Annotated in this window: 18 protein-coding genes; 9 read left to right on the forward strand and 9 right to left on the reverse strand. The window is 37.1% G+C overall.

The window, feature by feature from the left end; all coding sequences use genetic code 11:
• The first annotated feature begins 27 nt into the window (after positions 1-27).
• Genes CIK00_RS12350 through CIK00_RS12365 form a run of 4 tightly spaced genes read left to right on the forward strand, consistent with a single transcriptional unit; the run spans position 28 to position 3,496 of the window.
• Positions 28-936 (forward strand): metal ABC transporter solute-binding protein, Zn/Mn family, encoded by a 909-nt coding sequence (locus CIK00_RS12350; protein WP_101769150.1) that lies wholly within the window; start codon positions 28-30, stop codon positions 934-936.
• A complete protein-coding gene (locus CIK00_RS12355) occupies positions 933-1,688 on the forward strand; it encodes a metal ABC transporter ATP-binding protein (protein ID WP_101769151.1) in 756 nt (251 codons plus the stop codon). Before CIK00_RS12350 ends, CIK00_RS12355 begins: the two co-directional genes overlap by 4 nt.
• Positions 1,688-2,563: a metal ABC transporter permease gene (locus CIK00_RS12360; protein ID WP_101769152.1), complete on the forward strand. Its 876-nt coding sequence runs from the start codon at positions 1,688-1,690 to the stop codon at positions 2,561-2,563. The genes CIK00_RS12355 and CIK00_RS12360 overlap by 1 nt, the downstream gene beginning before the upstream one ends.
• 24 nt (positions 2,564-2,587) lie before the next feature.
• Positions 2,588-3,496: a metal ABC transporter substrate-binding protein gene (locus CIK00_RS12365; protein ID WP_101769153.1), complete on the forward strand. Its 909-nt coding sequence runs from the start codon at positions 2,588-2,590 to the stop codon at positions 3,494-3,496.
• 88 nt (positions 3,497-3,584) lie between these two features.
• Here CIK00_RS12365 and CIK00_RS12370 read toward each other — a convergent pair whose 3' ends face one another.
• The 3 genes from CIK00_RS12370 to CIK00_RS12380 form a co-directional block, all read right to left on the reverse strand.
• Positions 3,585-4,139, reverse strand: a complete 555-nt coding sequence (locus tag CIK00_RS12370) for a manganese efflux pump MntP (protein ID WP_101769154.1) — start codon at positions 4,137-4,139, stop codon at positions 3,585-3,587.
• 152 nt (positions 4,140-4,291) lie between these two features.
• Entirely contained in the window at positions 4,292-4,807 is a 516-nt protein-coding gene (locus CIK00_RS12375) for an NUDIX hydrolase (RefSeq protein ID WP_101769155.1), read from the reverse strand.
• Positions 4,808-4,816: 9 nt separating this feature from the next.
• A complete protein-coding gene (locus CIK00_RS12380) occupies positions 4,817-5,869 on the reverse strand; it encodes a GGDEF domain-containing protein (RefSeq protein WP_101769156.1) in 1,053 nt (350 codons plus the stop codon).
• A 341-nt stretch (positions 5,870-6,210) separates the two neighbouring features.
• Between CIK00_RS12380 and CIK00_RS12385 the strand changes: the two genes are divergently transcribed.
• Positions 6,211-6,423 carry a YdcH family protein gene (locus tag CIK00_RS12385; RefSeq protein WP_101769157.1) on the forward strand — a complete coding sequence of 71 codons (213 nt, stop codon included), beginning with the start codon at positions 6,211-6,213 and terminating at the stop codon, positions 6,421-6,423.
• 49 nt (positions 6,424-6,472) lie between these two features.
• On the opposite strand, the gene CIK00_RS12390 is transcribed toward CIK00_RS12385, so the two are convergent.
• Positions 6,473-7,351, reverse strand: a complete 879-nt coding sequence (locus CIK00_RS12390; RefSeq protein WP_227990408.1) for an alpha/beta fold hydrolase — start codon at positions 7,349-7,351, stop codon at positions 6,473-6,475.
• A gap of 332 nt (positions 7,352-7,683) precedes the next feature.
• Between CIK00_RS12390 and galE the strand changes: the two genes are divergently transcribed.
• Entirely contained in the window at positions 7,684-8,703 is a 1,020-nt protein-coding gene (galE, locus tag CIK00_RS12395; RefSeq protein ID WP_101769159.1) for a UDP-glucose 4-epimerase GalE, read from the forward strand.
• 64 nt (positions 8,704-8,767) lie between these two features.
• Here galE and CIK00_RS12400 read toward each other — a convergent pair whose 3' ends face one another.
• Positions 8,768-9,373 (reverse strand): DUF2238 domain-containing protein, encoded by a 606-nt coding sequence (locus CIK00_RS12400; protein ID WP_101769160.1) that lies wholly within the window; start codon positions 9,371-9,373, stop codon positions 8,768-8,770.
• 222 nt (positions 9,374-9,595) lie between these two features.
• Between CIK00_RS12400 and CIK00_RS12405 the strand changes: the two genes are divergently transcribed.
• Positions 9,596-10,936 carry a DEAD/DEAH box helicase gene (locus tag CIK00_RS12405; protein ID WP_101769161.1) on the forward strand — a complete coding sequence of 447 codons (1,341 nt, stop codon included), beginning with the start codon at positions 9,596-9,598 and terminating at the stop codon, positions 10,934-10,936.
• A 147-nt stretch (positions 10,937-11,083) separates the two neighbouring features.
• Here CIK00_RS12405 and CIK00_RS12410 read toward each other — a convergent pair whose 3' ends face one another.
• On the reverse strand, positions 11,084-11,638 hold the full coding sequence (locus tag CIK00_RS12410) for an SPOR domain-containing protein (RefSeq protein ID WP_101769162.1): 555 nt from the start codon (positions 11,636-11,638) through the stop codon (positions 11,084-11,086).
• A gap of 342 nt (positions 11,639-11,980) precedes the next feature.
• Here CIK00_RS12410 and CIK00_RS12415 point away from each other — a divergent pair, with 342 nt between their 5' ends.
• Together CIK00_RS12415 and CIK00_RS12420 are read left to right on the forward strand one after the other, a co-directional pair.
• Complete coding sequence (locus CIK00_RS12415) at positions 11,981-12,175, forward strand: hypothetical protein (protein ID WP_101769163.1); 195 nt, start codon at positions 11,981-11,983, stop codon at positions 12,173-12,175.
• A gap of 251 nt (positions 12,176-12,426) precedes the next feature.
• The gene (locus tag CIK00_RS12420) at positions 12,427-13,740 is read left to right on the forward strand and encodes an anaerobic C4-dicarboxylate transporter family protein (protein ID WP_101769164.1); all 1,314 of its coding nucleotides are present in this window, start codon (positions 12,427-12,429) and stop codon (positions 13,738-13,740) included.
• Positions 13,741-13,859: 119 nt separating this feature from the next.
• Here the strand turns inward: CIK00_RS12420 and CIK00_RS12425 are convergent, their stop codons facing one another.
• From CIK00_RS12425 to CIK00_RS12435, 3 genes are all read right to left on the reverse strand, one after another.
• Entirely contained in the window at positions 13,860-14,807 is a 948-nt protein-coding gene (locus tag CIK00_RS12425; RefSeq protein ID WP_101769165.1) for a YeiH family protein, read from the reverse strand.
• A 112-nt stretch (positions 14,808-14,919) separates the two neighbouring features.
• Positions 14,920-15,267: a YdbL family probable chaperone protein gene (locus CIK00_RS12430; RefSeq protein WP_101769166.1), complete on the reverse strand. Its 348-nt coding sequence runs from the start codon at positions 15,265-15,267 to the stop codon at positions 14,920-14,922.
• A gap of 35 nt (positions 15,268-15,302) precedes the next feature.
• A complete protein-coding gene (locus CIK00_RS12435) occupies positions 15,303-15,512 on the reverse strand; it encodes a YnbE family lipoprotein (RefSeq protein ID WP_101769167.1) in 210 nt (69 codons plus the stop codon).
• Between the last annotated feature and the right edge of the window lie 10 nt (positions 15,513-15,522).

Genomic DNA, 15,522 nt, shown 5'->3' on the forward strand with positions numbered 1-15,522 from the left:
ATTTCTTAACGTTGAAGTAAAAATATTATGAAAATAGTCATTCAAACGGTACTGACTGCTGTTGCTTTATTTGTCAGCTTCTCTAGTGCAGCGGCGGAAAAATTAACTATCGGCATAACATTGCAACCATATTACAGCTATGTAAAAGCCGTGGTTGGTGATAAAGCCGATATTTTACCGCTCGTTGATGCGGGGTTTAACCCCCATAACTATTTACCACAACCTAATGATTTACGTCGTTTAAAACAAATGGATGTGATTGTTGTGAATGGTATTGGTCATGATGACTTTGCACTAAAAGTGATTGCTGCGGCTAATCGTGATGATTTGGTGGTGATTAAAGCCAATAACGATGTGCCTTTATTACCTGCGATGGGGCAGTCTGTGGGTGATGGTGCGGTAAACCCTCATACCTTTGTTGGTTTATCAACTACGATTCAAAAAGTGTATACCATTGCGAATAAATTGGCAGAGCTTGATCCTGATAATGCAATTGAATACCGTAAAAATGCTCGAAATTATGCGAAAAAGTTTCGATTAATGAAACGTAAAGCAATGTTAACACTGGGTGATCTAGATACCTCGGGTATGAAGGTTGCGACAACGCACAATGCTTACGGGTATTTATTACAAGAATTTGGTGTTGATGTTGCGGCGGTAATTGAACCTGCCCACGGGGTTGAACCCAGTGCCAGTCAACTACAAGAAACGATTGAAAAAATAAAGCAATCAGGCATTGATGTGTTGTTTTATGAATTAAATATGCCTAACCGTTACGTCGACACCATAGAAAAAGCGACAGGGGTGAAGTTATACCGTTTTTCACATATGACGCACGGCCAATATCAAGCGGATAAAGTAGAAATCGAAATGCAGCAAAATTTAACTACGTTAGTTGACGCAATGCAATTTGCTGTTAGTAAGGATCAAGCATGAGTTTTGGCCCTCGGATTGAGATTGCCAACCTAGAGTTGCAATACGGTGAAAATCATATTTTATCTAACATTAACCATAGTTTTGCAGCAGGGCAATGCCATGTGGTGATGGGGCCAAATGGCGGAGGGAAAACATCATTATTACGCTCAATTTTGGGCTTAACACCGTTCAAAGGCAATGTTGATATTTTATGGGATGATGCTGCCAATAATGGTAAACCCGGCTCAGTTGGTTATGTGCCGCAAAAAGCGATGTTTGAACAAAGTTTACCGTTAACAGTGATGGATTTTATTTTATTAAATTTAACCCGTTCTCCTTTGTTTTGGCGTAAACGTCAACAAGATAAGTTGTTTGCATTAAGCCAATTGGAACGTGTCGGCATGGCCAATCGTGCTGATCGACGCATGGGGCAATTATCTGGTGGCGAACAACAACGGGTTTTGTTTGCTCAAGCGTTATTGGATGATCCTGATTTATTAGTGCTTGATGAGCCTACAACAGGCATGGATGAGCAAGGGGTTCGTTATTTAGAGTCCTTGATTCATGAATTTGTCGCGCAAGGAAAAACCGTATTAGCCGTTCATCATGATGTAACCGCCGTTCGACGCCTTGATGCGCAAGTACATGTGGTTAATCGTATTGTTGTTGATTCTGGTCATCACTCTGAAGTGTTGGTTCCTGAAAAAATTGAACGGTTATTTAATCATTATAGTCATGCGCCGATTGTGGCGAATCAACACGAGGTTGCGTAATGGAGTTATTACGTCATTGGGCACAATTAGGTGTTGATGCGGGTTTTCTAAGTGACAGTTTTTCATATGCATTCATGGTTAATGCGATCGTTGCTGCGCTGTTATTAGGACCGTTATTAGGGGGCTTAGGAACATTAGTGATCGCTAAACGGTTGGCTTTTTTCTCTGAAGCGGTCGGTCATGCAGCATTAACAGGCATTGCGCTTGGGGTGTTGTTGGGCGAGCCACCTGAAAATCCGTTTATTGGGTTATTCAGTTTTTGCATGATTTTTGCGTTATTACTCCACTTTGTCCGTAATCGAACCAATGTACCTTATGACACGCTGGTTGGCGTGTTTTTAGCATTGGCGTTAGCGGTTGGTGCGGCATTACTGATGTATGTGGCGCGAAAAATTAATATCCATATGTTAGAAAATGTATTGTTTGGTTCAATTCTAACCGTAACCGATCAAGATTTGTGGGTATTGGCAATAAGTTGTGGGTTGATTATATTGTTATTAATACCCACTTTTAATCGAATATTGTTAACTTGTATTAGCCCTGATATTGCCCGTGTTCGTGGTTATAAAACGAATTTCTATGACTATCTGTTTGTTATTATGATAACGCTTGTCACCATTGCATCCGTTAAAATTGTGGGCGCGGTATTAGTCGGTGCTTTATTGCTTATTCCTGGGGCAACGGCACGTTTACTAACTAAAAATATGGGCAGTTTTGTCTTATTGTCATCCTTATTAGCCACTATCAGTTGTGTGGTGGGTACTATCCTACCGATGGAGCTTAAATTACCGATTCCATCAGGAGCCGCAATTATTATTGTTGCTGCTACTTTCTTTTTAATCGCCACTTGTTATCGCATTATTCGTAAAGGGTAGTCGCTGTATTTTTAAGGAATCAACATGAATAAAGTTCAGCAATATCCAATGCGTTTGATCGCAAAATCCGTTTCTGTCGCGGCGATTATTATTGCAGGGGTCAGTTATACCAGCGCAGTTTATGCTGATGATATTTTAACAGCAACACCTGTTACTTATATGTTGGCATCAGAACTTACTCAGAATACGGGTATAACGACAACATTTTTACCGCCTAAACGTTATGGGGTGACACGATTACCTAATTGGTTTGCCTCTAAAGGTGACGTGGTAACGAAGCAAGCCAGTGAAAAAGCCCAAGTTGTAATAACATTAGGGGCAATTTGGCCACAAGACCCACTGTATGTTTATGCGCGTCAGGGCAATATTAAGATCGTTGAAATTGATGCATCACAAGCTATTTCGCCACGAGGTCAAGGTGTTGCCGCGTTGCGTTTAAGTGATGGCACAATGTCAATCTATTCATGGCTAAACCCAACTAATCTTAGCCGAATGGCCGCCATTGTCAGTGATGATTTACAGCGCTTATGGCCTGAAAAAGCACAACAAATTGAAAAGAATCAGCAGCAGCTAATGGGTGATGTTCGTAAATTGATTAATAGCCAGCAACAGGTCTTAATTGATGCCGGAATTGATTCTGTGATATTACTGTCAACGGAACTTGAAGATTTTGCTTCAGGAAATCAGCTATTTGTTGTTGATAGGCTAACGATACCAGAATTAGAATGGACAGAGAAAGATAAGCAAAAATTGAAGGCGTTATTAGCAGAAGATGACAGCTTATGGTTATTAAGTACAAAGAAATTAACGGCATCGCAACAAGCATTATTACCTAAAGGCGTGAATGTGATGGTGATTGATAGTGTTGATCGCTGGGGGCGTGTAGGCATTAATCATGATGAGCCGCTTAAACGTTGGCAAATTAGATTGTAATGGTTATTCGTTTCTAATTGATGATGCATATTGTTGCCCAGTATATTACTGGGCTTTCTAGTGGATTTACATACAGAATAAACGTAGCTTAAAACTTAAATAATAACGATAAAATACCTAGAATAATAAGTAAACTACCTGAAATTAAATCATTATATTTTCCAACGATATTACCAATAACACTATGGCCAATATGGTTACCTGCATAAGTTAGAAACATGCCGGTGATAAAAGTAAGTGTAACGACCAGTGTAATGTCTAAATGCGTAATACTGCCTAAAATACCAACCCCGATATTATTGATAGATAATAATAACCCTAACATTACTGCACCTTTGAAATTGAGCGCAGTACGTTGTTTTTGTTGTTGTTTTTTCTTTTTTAGAAGATCGCTTCCAATGAACCAAGATCCCATTAAAATAAAGATCGCTGAGCCTAATTCATTCGATACATAATTAGGAATAAGTTGAGTTACTAATTTTCCGCCTAACATTGAAATAAAGGTAATAAATGCAGTTATAAATGCAATAATTCCATTAGCAGTTAAAGGAATTCTTTCATTTTTGACGCCATAACTCAGACCAATGACAAAATTATCGAGATTCGATGAAAGAGAAAATATTAAAGCGAGTAAGAAAGACACGATATACCATTTCGTAAAAATGCTTTTATAAACTGAAACGAAGTTTAACGCGATCTGTTTGTGTGAATAGTAATTTTTCAGATATGAGTTAGTTTAAACATATTGCGCTATTTATTAGCTAATAGCGCAATATGTTTATTATGTTAGTCATCTTAAATGAAACCAAGGATGCGTGCTTTTAGAAAGGCGGCTAAGGTTTTATTATCTTGAATTTGATTGTCTGCAATTTTTTGTTCTATTTCACTAACGGATAATGTGACAACATTAATGATTTCGTCATCATCAAGTTCACCATCTGTTGCTGATAATCCTTGAGCAACATAAAGATATTGTATTTCATCACAAAAGCTAGGTACGGGTAATAATTGACCTAGAGGTTGCCATTGACTGGCCTCCAATTTAGTTTCTTCTGCTAATTCTCGTTGTGCACAACCAAAAATATCTTCTTTAGCTTCAAGCGTACCTGCTGGAAATTCAAATAACCATTGGCTCACGGCAGGGCGATATTGATGAACAAGTATTAGATCACCATTACTGTCAATAGGAATGATAATAACGGCACCTGGATGTTTTATGCTGGTAAAAGGTATTTCTCTACCATCGGGCAATAAGTGAGGCTGTTCTTCAATACTAAAACATTTCCATTGATAGTGTTTTATTCTGTTCATTATTGTTCTCTATTCATAGGTTGCTATTTGATTAGCTCCCCAGCTTTTTGCTCTCATCAATGCACTTTCTGCTTTGATGTAGTCATATCTAAAATCTTGATATTCAATATTAGTAATGCCAATACTAACGGTGATTTTTATTTGGTGTCCGGAGGTTAACTCTAATATCCATTGACTAATTTCATCACGAATTTTAAGTGCAAATTGCTCTGCGGCTTGAATATTAGCATCAGGAATAATGATACAAAATTCTTGACTACTTAAACGCGCAATATGGATATTTTCATCACAAATTTCACGGAGACATTTTGCAGCCATCATTAATGTTTTATCGCCAGCATCAAGGCCGAAGCGGTCGTTAACATCCCTGAATTTATCAATGTTTATTAATAGCATTGAAACATCACGGCGGTAACGCTTACATCGAGAAGACTCGCTTTGATAAAAAGGTAATAGGCCTTCACGATTTAATAGCCCAGTAAGGAAATCATTAGTCGTGGTTTTTTTAACTTGTAAAATAGCATCATATCGATGGCGAGATAACAAAAAAGCCATTACAAAGATAATAGAATAAGCACAAATATTTTGAAGAGCGGATGAAATTTGCATCTGTTTAGTGGTTATTTCAGATACGCTCAGTACAATATAGATCAAGCCAAAAATAGCACTATACCAAGTGGCGGGTCTAATTTGTAAAGCAAAAAAGCTTAATAGTGGAATAGTTAAGCCGATGGTATTACTTATATGACGTGCGCCAGTAAAATAAAAACCACTTGAGCATACGAGAGTAGTTGCAATTAAAAAAATCCAAAAAAGAATTGTTGCTGAAAATGGGGTCCGATTTAAAGCGGTTAAGATGTAACATAATGTCATGCCGAGTATACCGACAACGGTAAAATAATGACCTTGTTGTGATACAAAATAAGTAAAGGCAATAATGGCACAGATAGCACCAGCGAAAGGGAATAATAAAGAAAGTTGTTTTTTTAATGTTTTCTCACTAAGTTCAATATAGGCAAAGTTTGTTGCTTGTAGCTGAGTGCTTTTAATCAATGTAGCCATGATATGAAAAAAACCTTTATAACAACATTAAGACAAATACAAGAGATCGAGTATTTTTTTGTGAAGCATATCAGTATTGCGATTGATGTCTAATTATTTTTTTATTTTAATGTAAAATAATATATTTAAAAGAGGTGTTGTTATCTATGCTTTAAGAGAAAATGAACTTTATTAACTATAACTCAATGATATGTAAGAAGTGATTTTTAATGGCATCTGTTTTTGTATATATAATAAGACTTGTTTTTTAGCTTTAATGATTAAAAATGGGATCTATATCTATGAATAATTATTCGAGTTAAGTATAAATAAAGAGTGTTTGAAAATAAAGAGAGGTGACAATGTTTCCTGAATATAGAAGCTTAATAACATCACTAAAAGGTCATGATATACAGTTTGATCGTCTATTTAAAAAACACAATGAGTTAGATGATAAAATTAATGTGATGACATCAGCTAATGGTTTTGATGAGGTGCATATAGAGCAACTTAAAAAAGAAAAACTGTTATTAAAAGACGAAATCTTTGTTTATTTACAACAAAAAGCACAATAATTGAAAAAGAGAAGCTTTGGCTTCTCTTTTTATCATGATCATATGGCAATTATAGGGAGGATAAAAAATTATCAATTAAATCAGCCGTGACTTTGGGCTGTTCATTGGTAATACCGTGTGCTGTTTTTGGTAGTACAATAAGAGGGGATTGAATATATTGACTTAATTTTATACCACTATTGAGTGGGAATATTTGATCATTTTGTCCCCATATAATAAGGGATTGAGGTAGTTTTTTAGGGTCATATTGGTGAATACGATCTCTATCATTGGGTAATGTTTTAATTAATTGTGTTCGTTGTGATTTCCATTGTGAAAAATAATCAAGATAGATTTGGTTCGCGATGAAATCAGGGATAAATTTTTTCTCAATAAATACATTGTCATAAAGACGTTTAACATCATCACCATTATTAGGAACAAATAACTCTTCAGGGGATTGTGTGCCTGCACGTTTAACTAAATCAGTCAAATCTTGATCATTAAATAATGGACCAGGGCTAGCAATAATAACAGCCTTATTGATACGTTCAGGTGTTAGCATCATGTCATAGGTAATAAAACCACCATAAGAAATACCTGCAACATCGATTTTTTTTAATTTTAATTTATCGATTAACTGCCACATAGCATTTGTTTGAGTGGCTAATTGTGCAGCATTATTGCTATAAGACTCACCAAACCAGAGTAGATCAGGTGCGATAACACGGTATTTTTTACTTAGTTGGACCATTTCAGCCTTCCATGTAGCCACTGCCGTACCACCAAAACCATGTAAAAGAAGTAAAGGCTGACCTTGTCCTCCCTCCCAATAGGTTAACTGTCCCCCTTCATGGAGCGTTATTTGGTGTTTACTGAATCCTTCTTTTTTTAAAGACGATTGATCGTGTTCTGTTTTCCAATGGACAACTTCGCAACCAGTTGTCATGAAAAGTAGTGTCCATAATAAAAGAAAATAATGTAAAAACCGTCTCATAGCTTACTCAAATAATTAAATTACGCATTAATTATACGATGTTTTATTGTTAATGGTTAAGACTATTTTTTGAAAACGAAATATAAAATTGTGATATGAGTCTTTGTTTTTTTAGTTAATATTATGTCAAAATTAAATGTTATGTGAATCAACACATTGCTAAAGACAGCAATCGATAGCATAATATTTTAATAGAATAAATTTTTATACAATATCGTGTTATTACCATACGGATATGTATTAATATTTAGCTTCAAATTACGTATTAACGACTAGGAGACATCATGCGTGTATTAGTTACTGGTGGCATGGGCTACATTGGTAGTCATACTTGTGTACAAATGATTGAAGCGGGTATGACCCCAATTATTGTTGATAATTTGTATAACAGTAAAGAAACAGTATTAAAGCGCATTGAGAGCTTAACGGGTGTAATGCCTGCCTTTTATAAAGGTGATATTCGTGATCGTAAATTTTTGGACAGTGTTTTTGCTGAAAATGATATCGACGCTGTGATTCACTTTGCAGGACTGAAAGCGGTCGGTGAATCAGTAGAGAAGCCACTTGAATATTACGATAATAACGTAAGTGGTACGTTAGTGCTTGTTGAAGCAATGCGTACAGCGGGCGTGAATGCTATTATTTTTAGTTCATCAGCGACTGTTTATGGTGATCCTGCATCAGTGCCTATCACAGAAGATTTCCCAACCAGTGCAACTAACCCATATGGCCGTAGTAAGCTAATGGTAGAAGAGTGCTTGGGCGATATTCAACATGCTTATCCTGAAATGAGTGTGACATTATTGCGTTACTTTAACCCTGTAGGTTCACATAAATCAGGCACGATGGGTGAAGATCCACAAGGTATACCTAACAACCTAATGCCATTTATCTCTCAAGTTGCTGTTGGTCGTCGTGAGTTCTTATCTGTTTTTGGTAACGACTACCCAACAGTAGATGGTACTGGTGTTCGTGATTACATTCACGTGGTAGATCTTGCAGACGGTCACCTTGCAGCATTAACACATAAAGGTCGTGAAGCTGGCTTACACATTTACAATCTAGGTACTGGTAACGGTAACAGTGTATTGCAAATGGCAAAAGCATTTGAAATTGCTTCAGGTGTTGAGATCCCTTATAAAATTGCACCTCGTCGTGCGGGTGATATTGCTGAATGTTGGGCTGATCCTGCGAAAGCAAAAGCTGAATTGCATTGGGAAGCAAAACTAACACTTGATGATATGACGCAAGATACATGGCGTTGGCAGTCAACAAATCCAGATGGTTATCCTGACGCAGAGTAATTTCAGATTGGGTTAAATAAAAAAGGCGCTAATTAAGCGCCTTTTTTGTTGCTTGAAAATAACGTTAGTGTCTTTTATTGTTGATATTATACGGTGTAGCAACAAAGAAAATAACTAAGCTAAATATCGCACCAAGCGTATCAGCCAGCATATCTTTTTGTGCATCCCAAATATCACCTTGGGATCCTAAAAATTCAATACCCGCCTCACCACCAGCACTTGCTGCATACCACCATTCTACAATTTCATAAGCCGCTGCTGTTGCCATAATGGCAAATAACCCAAATAGCGCCGCTATAATTGGTTTGCAATGCCCTTTACGTACTAAAAATTCAGCAATGGGAAACGCATAAAAGCCAATTGAAAAGTGGGCGAAACGATCAAAATGGTTGCGATTTGAATCTAAAAGGTGATTAACCCAGTCAAAAGGGACATTTGCAAAGGTGTAATGGGCACCTATATTGTGTAATACCAACCATACAGCCATTAAGGTGTAGGCGAGATTACTAAATACAAAATAACGGTAACTAAACACTAGAAATAAGAACACAATAACGAGGGGGATCGCTTCTGCTATCCAGACTGCACGAAAAGCTGGATTGAGTCCAAGTGCAATAAAAAAGATGCTATAGCACAGCGCTAACCATTTAGGGTATTTGTTCTTAATCATTTCAATTCCTTATAATCTCTAATGAATTAAAGCGTAACGTGTTTGATGTCTATATAGCAATAACGATTATCAATATGTTAACGCTAGTAGGGTGACTTATTTTAGGTTTTTTAAAATTGGTTTGTGTTATAATTTCCAGCTAATGTTTTCACAATATTGTGATATTCATCATATTTGACAGGACACACTCATTAATTGAGTTGTTTTTACCGGAGCATCATTTTGCATTTTAAAGATCTTGGCTTAGACGCACGCCTATTAAACAAATTGAATCATTTGGCGTTTGATCGAGCAACCGAAATTCAACAAACGGCCGTCCCTGTTGCTATTGCAGGCAAAGATATTTTGGCGTCGTCGAAAACGGGTTCCGGTAAAACTCTAGCATTTCTATTACCTGCGATGCAGCGTATGTATCGTGGTAAGCCATTTACTCGTCGTGATCCTCGCGTATTAATTTTAACGCCGACGCGTGAGTTAGCGAAACAAATTTACGCACAACTACGTACGCTTAATGCTGGTACGCCTTACGATGCAACCTTGATTGTTGGTGGTGAAAACTTTAACGATCAAGTAAAAGCATTACGTAATGACCCAATGTTTGTGGTTGCGACGCCTGGTCGTTTTGTCGATCACCTTGAGCACCGTAGTACACACCTTGATGGTTTAGAGATGCTTATTCTTGATGAAGCAGACCGTATGCTTGATCTGGGTTTTGAACCACAACTTCGTCGTATTAACGAAGCGGCTAACCACCGTCGTCGTCAAACATTAATGTTCTCTGCAACCATGGATCACGTTGATGTGATGTCAATTGCATCTGAGATGTTGGATATGCCAAAGCGTATTTCAATTGGTCACTCAGCAGAAGAGCATACCGATATTACTCAACGCTTTATTTTGTGTGATCACTTAGATCACAAACAAGCATTGCTAGATAAAGTGTTAGAAGTAGAAGATTACAACCAAGTTATTATCTTTACTGCAACCCGCGCTGATACTGATCGTTTAACGGCTGAGCTGAACGAACGTAAACTAAAAGCGGTTGCACTAAGTGGTAATTTGAACCAAACGCAACGTAATAACATCATGAGTCAGTTTGAGCGTAATTGTCATAAAATTTTAGTGACAACAGATATCGCCTCACGTGGTCTTGATATCGATAGCGTATCGCTTGTTATTAACTTTGATATGCCAAAACACGCAGAAGAATATGTTCACCGTGTGGGTCGTACTGGCCGTGCGGGTAACAAAGGTGATGCAGTTTCATTAGTAGGTCCTAAAGACTGGAAGAGCTTTAAAGCGGTTGAGGCATTCTTGAAACAAAAGATTGAGTTCACAACCCTTGAAGGCTTAACGGGTAAGTTTAAAGGCCTTAAACCTGCACCGAAGAAGAAGATTGTTAAGAAAACGACAACCAATGCAACAGGTGCCGCTAAAAAAATGCAAGCACCTAGAGCAACGAAGAGAGTTGATAAGCGTTTTTACGAAAATCAAGCTGTGGGTAATGATGTCTTTATCCCTAAGAAAAAACGTAATACTGATGTGAGCAACGACGATCAATAATTGACGACTAATAATCGTTAATAGATTGCATGCCACATTATTAATACGTTTAATAAACAGCATAAAAAAAACCAGACCTAGTGTCTGGTTTTTTTGTTACTGCATTTCATCAGTAGATTAGCAGTTACACTTAATGCATCAATACGATTAACGTAATTGGTACACTTGACCTTCTTTATCTGCTTTAACAGCCGCAAAGCTTAATACAAATGGACCTTGCGCTTGAACTGTTGCTGGTAATGCTTGAATTGCTTGTTTTGCATCTGCACGAGTCGCGTAATTACCGTAAATAACCGCATACCAGTTACGGCCTACTGCATGTTTCCAGTTAACCCAAATTGGTTGATTGCCCGTGATAGGTTGAAGGTAACCACGTAGGTTACGCTCTTCACTTAGGGCTAAAATTTGAATAGTAAAGTGTGACGGGTTTATATCACCAAATGCTTGATCGTTCGTCATTGACTCTTCATCAGCAAGGTGGGCGTTGTTATTATCAATATAATCGCTATCAATAACGGGTTCGCTAGTGACTGTTGTTTCTGGCGCAACTGTTACTGGTTGTTGTTGTTGACATTGAAGATTTTCATTGTCAAGTTTTGATGGTAATAGGTAGCCTGAATCACAAGGGCTGTTAGATGACGCACAACCAGATAATGCAAATAGACCTAAGACAACTGCTGCCTTTAGCGTACGAGATGCCATTGTTTTCTCCGAAGAATATGTAATGATTTATCAATATGATATTAACCGACATGACTTTTCATGCTGCAAAAATCACTATTTATAAATGTCTTTATACTTAGGGTGTATTGTAGCGAAAAACGACAAGATATTGACATGATAATTACGCTTTAGTGGTTAAATGTGTTTTTTTTAAACAAGTTAACTTCGCTAAATGAGAATTCGTTATATTGGCTCTAATAATTGGCAAGATAATAGAGTGATAGACTTTTTTACTCTTTCATAGAGATAAATAGTATTTTTAAAATTCCAATGATTAGCTAACATATTAATAACAATCAAGGTTTGGCAAGGATCGTTATTATGAAAGCATATTTACTTAAAATTAATGATCGTAAACGACAAACAGTGGGCGTAACTATTAGCCTGTTATTAATTATTGTGTCATTGATTACAACCGAGTTGACGAGTGCGCTATGTAACTTAAGTTCATTTGCTATTTTATTGGGTCTTTTATGGTTAAAAGTAAGTGAGTCATTGTTAGAAAATAGACGTTAATGATTATTTTTCACGTAGAGTAGATACTTTTAAAACTAATTACATACAAATGATGTGCAATCAAGTTACATATGAACTCATAAAATAAAACATAAAAGTAATATTTGTTTATATTAATACTTTTATTGATATATATTTTAATGAAGTGTGATTGATAGCTAATTATTACTCCTATATAAACTTTATTATCAGCACGAATTTTTACTGAATATTGCTCAGTAATATAAACGCTGTTATTAGGGAGTATAAATGTGTTTATCGTAGAATTTTTGATTGTACTAGTCTGTATTTTAGTGGGTGCTCGAATCGGTGGTATTGGTTTGGGTGTTATGGGTGGTATCGGTCTTGCGATTTTAAGTTTTGTTTTTGGTTTGCAACCAACCAGTCCACCGATTGATGTAATGTTAATGATCATGGCTGTTGTTGCTGCGGCTGCGGCAATGCAAGCGGCGGGTGGTCTCGAATACTTAATTAAAATTGCGTCAAATATTCTTCGTAAAAATCCGCGTCATATTACCTTTATTGCGCCGTTAGTAACTTATATGTTTACCTTCTTAGCCGGTACGGGCCATGTGGCTTATTCGGTATTACCTGTTATTGCAGAAGTAAGTCGTCGTAGTGGTATTCGTCCTGAGCGTCCATTAGGTATGGCCGTTATTGCTTCTCAGTTCGCGATTGTTGCAAGTCCGATTGCCGCGGCGGTTGTTGCATTAGTGGCTTTCTTAGAACCTCAAGGCATTACATTAGCAGATGTGTTAATGGTGACAATTCCTGGTACTTTCTGTGGTTTAGCATTAGCGTGTGTTGTCGTTAATAAAATGGGTAAAGATCTAAAAGATGACCCTGAATATCAACGTCGTATGCAAGATCCTGATTTCCGTCAAGAAATGGAACAAGAAGTCAAAGTAGAAGAGATTGTTATTAAACCAGAAGCAAAGAAAGCGGTTGGTTTATTCTTATTTGGCGCGTTAGCTGTCGTTATTATGGGTGCATTCCCAGGGTTACGTCCTAACTTTAATGGATCCGCGATGGGCATGGCACACACGATCGAGATCGTGATGTTAGCAATTGCTGCTTTGATCATCTTGATCTGTAAGCCTGACGGTAATGCGATCTCTCAAGGATCCGTGTTCCATGCTGGTATGCGTGCGATTGTGGCTATCTTTGGTATTGCTTGGTTAGGTGATACGTTTATAGCCGGTCACAGTGAAATGGTGAAAGAAGCGGTGTCTGGCTTAGTAGAAGTTGCGCCATGGACATTCGCTTTTGCTTTATTCGGTTTATCTGTGATGGTTAACAGTCAAGGTGCAACAACAGCGGTGCTTGTGCCTGTTGCTATTACACTAGGTCTACCACCTGAAGTCATTATCGCAACGTTTGTAGCGGTTAATGGTTACTTCTTTATTCCTAACTACGGTCCTATCATTGCTTCAATTGATTTTGACCGCACAGGAACAACAAAGATTGGTAGTTACATCTTTAACCATAGCTTTATGATCCCCGGTCTATTAAGTATGGTATTCAGTATTATCTTTGGCTTTATTTTTGCAAGTTTTGTCTTGTAAAAAGTACGGTAGAAACCCTGTAAACAATAAAGTAAATTAAATAAAAAACCTCTATATCTTCATGTTTAATATTGAAGAATAGAGGTTTTTTTTATGAAAAGATAAAGAGTCAACAAGCGTTAAAGAAACAACTCAATATAGGTTAATGAGGCAGTACCAATCGCTAACCAGAGGATCACGCCTAATAATAAAGGCTTGTGTCCGGCATTACGTAATTTACTCACTGTGATACCTGAGCCAATTAAGAATAAGCACACCACTAATAAGCGTTTTGATGCGTCAAAGATAAGAATATAGGTTGAATGGAACTGCGGAACAAAATGGGCAATTAAAATAGCTAAGCAGTAAAAAAGAATAAAGTAAGGAATAGTGATTTTCTTACTGTCACCTTTAAACATTAATGCACTGCCAAACGCGACGGGAATGATCCATAACGCACGAGCAAGTTTCAAGGTTGTCGCTGTTTTTAATGCTTCATCACCATAAGAGCCAGCAGCACCAACAACTGACGATGTATCATGAATGGCAATCGCCGCCCAAGTACCAAAAGCATGTTGACTCATTTCTAATAAGTGCCCAACTGCTGGAAACAGAAATAAAGCCACTGCATTCAGTACAAACACGGTCGCTAAAGCCAATGAGGTTTGGTCATCACGCGCATTAATCGCAGGTGATACTGCGGCAATGGCACTCCCACCACAAATAGCCGTACCTGCTGCGATTAAATGACCGGTTTTTTTATCCAATTTTAAAAAGTGGGTTGCGATCCAGCCTAAAAATAACGTAAAGAAAATGGAAGAAATAATTAGTCCAAGTCCTTGGCGGCTAGCTTCAATGGCTTCATTTAAATTAATCCCAAACCCTAAACCAATAATGGAATATGACAAAAGTTTTTTGGTTAAAGCGGCAAGATTAAATTGAGTTGGGATCAAACCTAAACTGGCTAACGTAAAGCCTAGAATTAAGGCTATGGGGGAACTAATGAAAGGTGCTAAACACATAATTGCGGTAATTGTAAATATGAGATCTACTGGCTTTAAATTTCTAATCTTTTGATTTAATGTCATTTTGTGGTTGAAATCAGATTGTTGATAAGATCTCAAATTATACGCACGTCATTCTATTTCGTTTAGTTAAATATTTTGAAACGAGGGTTAAGAGTAATTTAATGTATGGATATTATTTTTTCTGTTTCCATGCACCACGACTGTTTTGATAAAAATGCCCTGATTGTGTTTTTTCGATGGCTTTATGATAAGCCCGTAATTTTATAATGTTAAGTGATAGTGAATGAGATTGGCTAATGGCTTGATATGTCTCTTTACGATGATTGTTGACGGAGATTATAAGATGATTAATCGTCGAATTATTATTGGGTTTAATCGCGGCAATTAAACCATTATTCGCCTCACCAACAAGCCCTTGCTGTTTAGCTTGTTGCAACGTAATCGCTAGCGCTGAAGATGAAAATAAAGAGAGTAGTAGCCAACAGCTAAGAAGTCTTTTTTTTAGAATTATAGCTTTCATATGACGATGACCTTAATGCCGAGTAACTATAATGATTAAAATACAGCTTTGTTATCAAATAATTGTTCTATGTCTTTATCAACTTTTATTTTAATTTCATGCTCAATCTTAATATTAAGATTAATTTCAATCGGCTTGTCTGATGTGGCAACTTGTATTGTAGGTGTACATCCACCGAGTGACAGTATAGCAATGAAAAATATAATACTATAGAAACGTAATGGTGCTTTTTGCAACCTATTCATATTAATAACC

Source organism: Photobacterium carnosum, assembly GCF_002849605.1.
GTDB lineage: Bacteria > Pseudomonadota > Gammaproteobacteria > Enterobacterales > Vibrionaceae > Photobacterium > Photobacterium carnosum.

What these genes read in the sequence shown, in the direction of transcription:
- CIK00_RS12400 (WP_101769160.1), bottom strand. Translation starts at nt 9,373, where the DNA reads ATGATTAAGAACAAATACCCTAAATGGTTAGCGCTGTGCTATAGCATC.
- CIK00_RS12415 (WP_101769163.1), top strand. Translation starts at nt 11,981, where the DNA reads ATGAAAGCATATTTACTTAAAATTAATGATCGTAAACGACAAACAGTG.
- CIK00_RS12385 (WP_101769157.1), top strand. Translation starts at nt 6,211, where the DNA reads ATGTTTCCTGAATATAGAAGCTTAATAACATCACTAAAAGGTCATGAT.
- CIK00_RS12355 (WP_101769151.1), top strand. Translation starts at nt 933, where the DNA reads ATGAGTTTTGGCCCTCGGATTGAGATTGCCAACCTAGAGTTGCAATAC.
- CIK00_RS12350 (WP_101769150.1), top strand. Translation starts at nt 28, where the DNA reads ATGAAAATAGTCATTCAAACGGTACTGACTGCTGTTGCTTTATTTGTC.
- CIK00_RS12425 (WP_101769165.1), bottom strand. Translation starts at nt 14,807, where the DNA reads ATGACATTAAATCAAAAGATTAGAAATTTAAAGCCAGTAGATCTCATA.
- CIK00_RS12410 (WP_101769162.1), bottom strand. Translation starts at nt 11,638, where the DNA reads ATGGCATCTCGTACGCTAAAGGCAGCAGTTGTCTTAGGTCTATTTGCA.
- CIK00_RS12435 (WP_101769167.1), bottom strand. Translation starts at nt 15,512, where the DNA reads ATGAATAGGTTGCAAAAAGCACCATTACGTTTCTATAGTATTATATTT.
- CIK00_RS12380 (WP_101769156.1), bottom strand. Translation starts at nt 5,869, where the DNA reads ATGGCTACATTGATTAAAAGCACTCAGCTACAAGCAACAAACTTTGCC.
- CIK00_RS12430 (WP_101769166.1), bottom strand. Translation starts at nt 15,267, where the DNA reads ATGAAAGCTATAATTCTAAAAAAAAGACTTCTTAGCTGTTGGCTACTA.
- CIK00_RS12375 (WP_101769155.1), bottom strand. Translation starts at nt 4,807, where the DNA reads ATGAACAGAATAAAACACTATCAATGGAAATGTTTTAGTATTGAAGAA.
- CIK00_RS12360 (WP_101769152.1), top strand. Translation starts at nt 1,688, where the DNA reads ATGGAGTTATTACGTCATTGGGCACAATTAGGTGTTGATGCGGGTTTT.
- CIK00_RS12365 (WP_101769153.1), top strand. Translation starts at nt 2,588, where the DNA reads ATGAATAAAGTTCAGCAATATCCAATGCGTTTGATCGCAAAATCCGTT.
- CIK00_RS12390 (WP_227990408.1), bottom strand. Translation starts at nt 7,351, where the DNA reads ATGACAACTGGTTGCGAAGTTGTCCATTGGAAAACAGAACACGATCAA.
- galE (WP_101769159.1), top strand. Translation starts at nt 7,684, where the DNA reads ATGCGTGTATTAGTTACTGGTGGCATGGGCTACATTGGTAGTCATACT.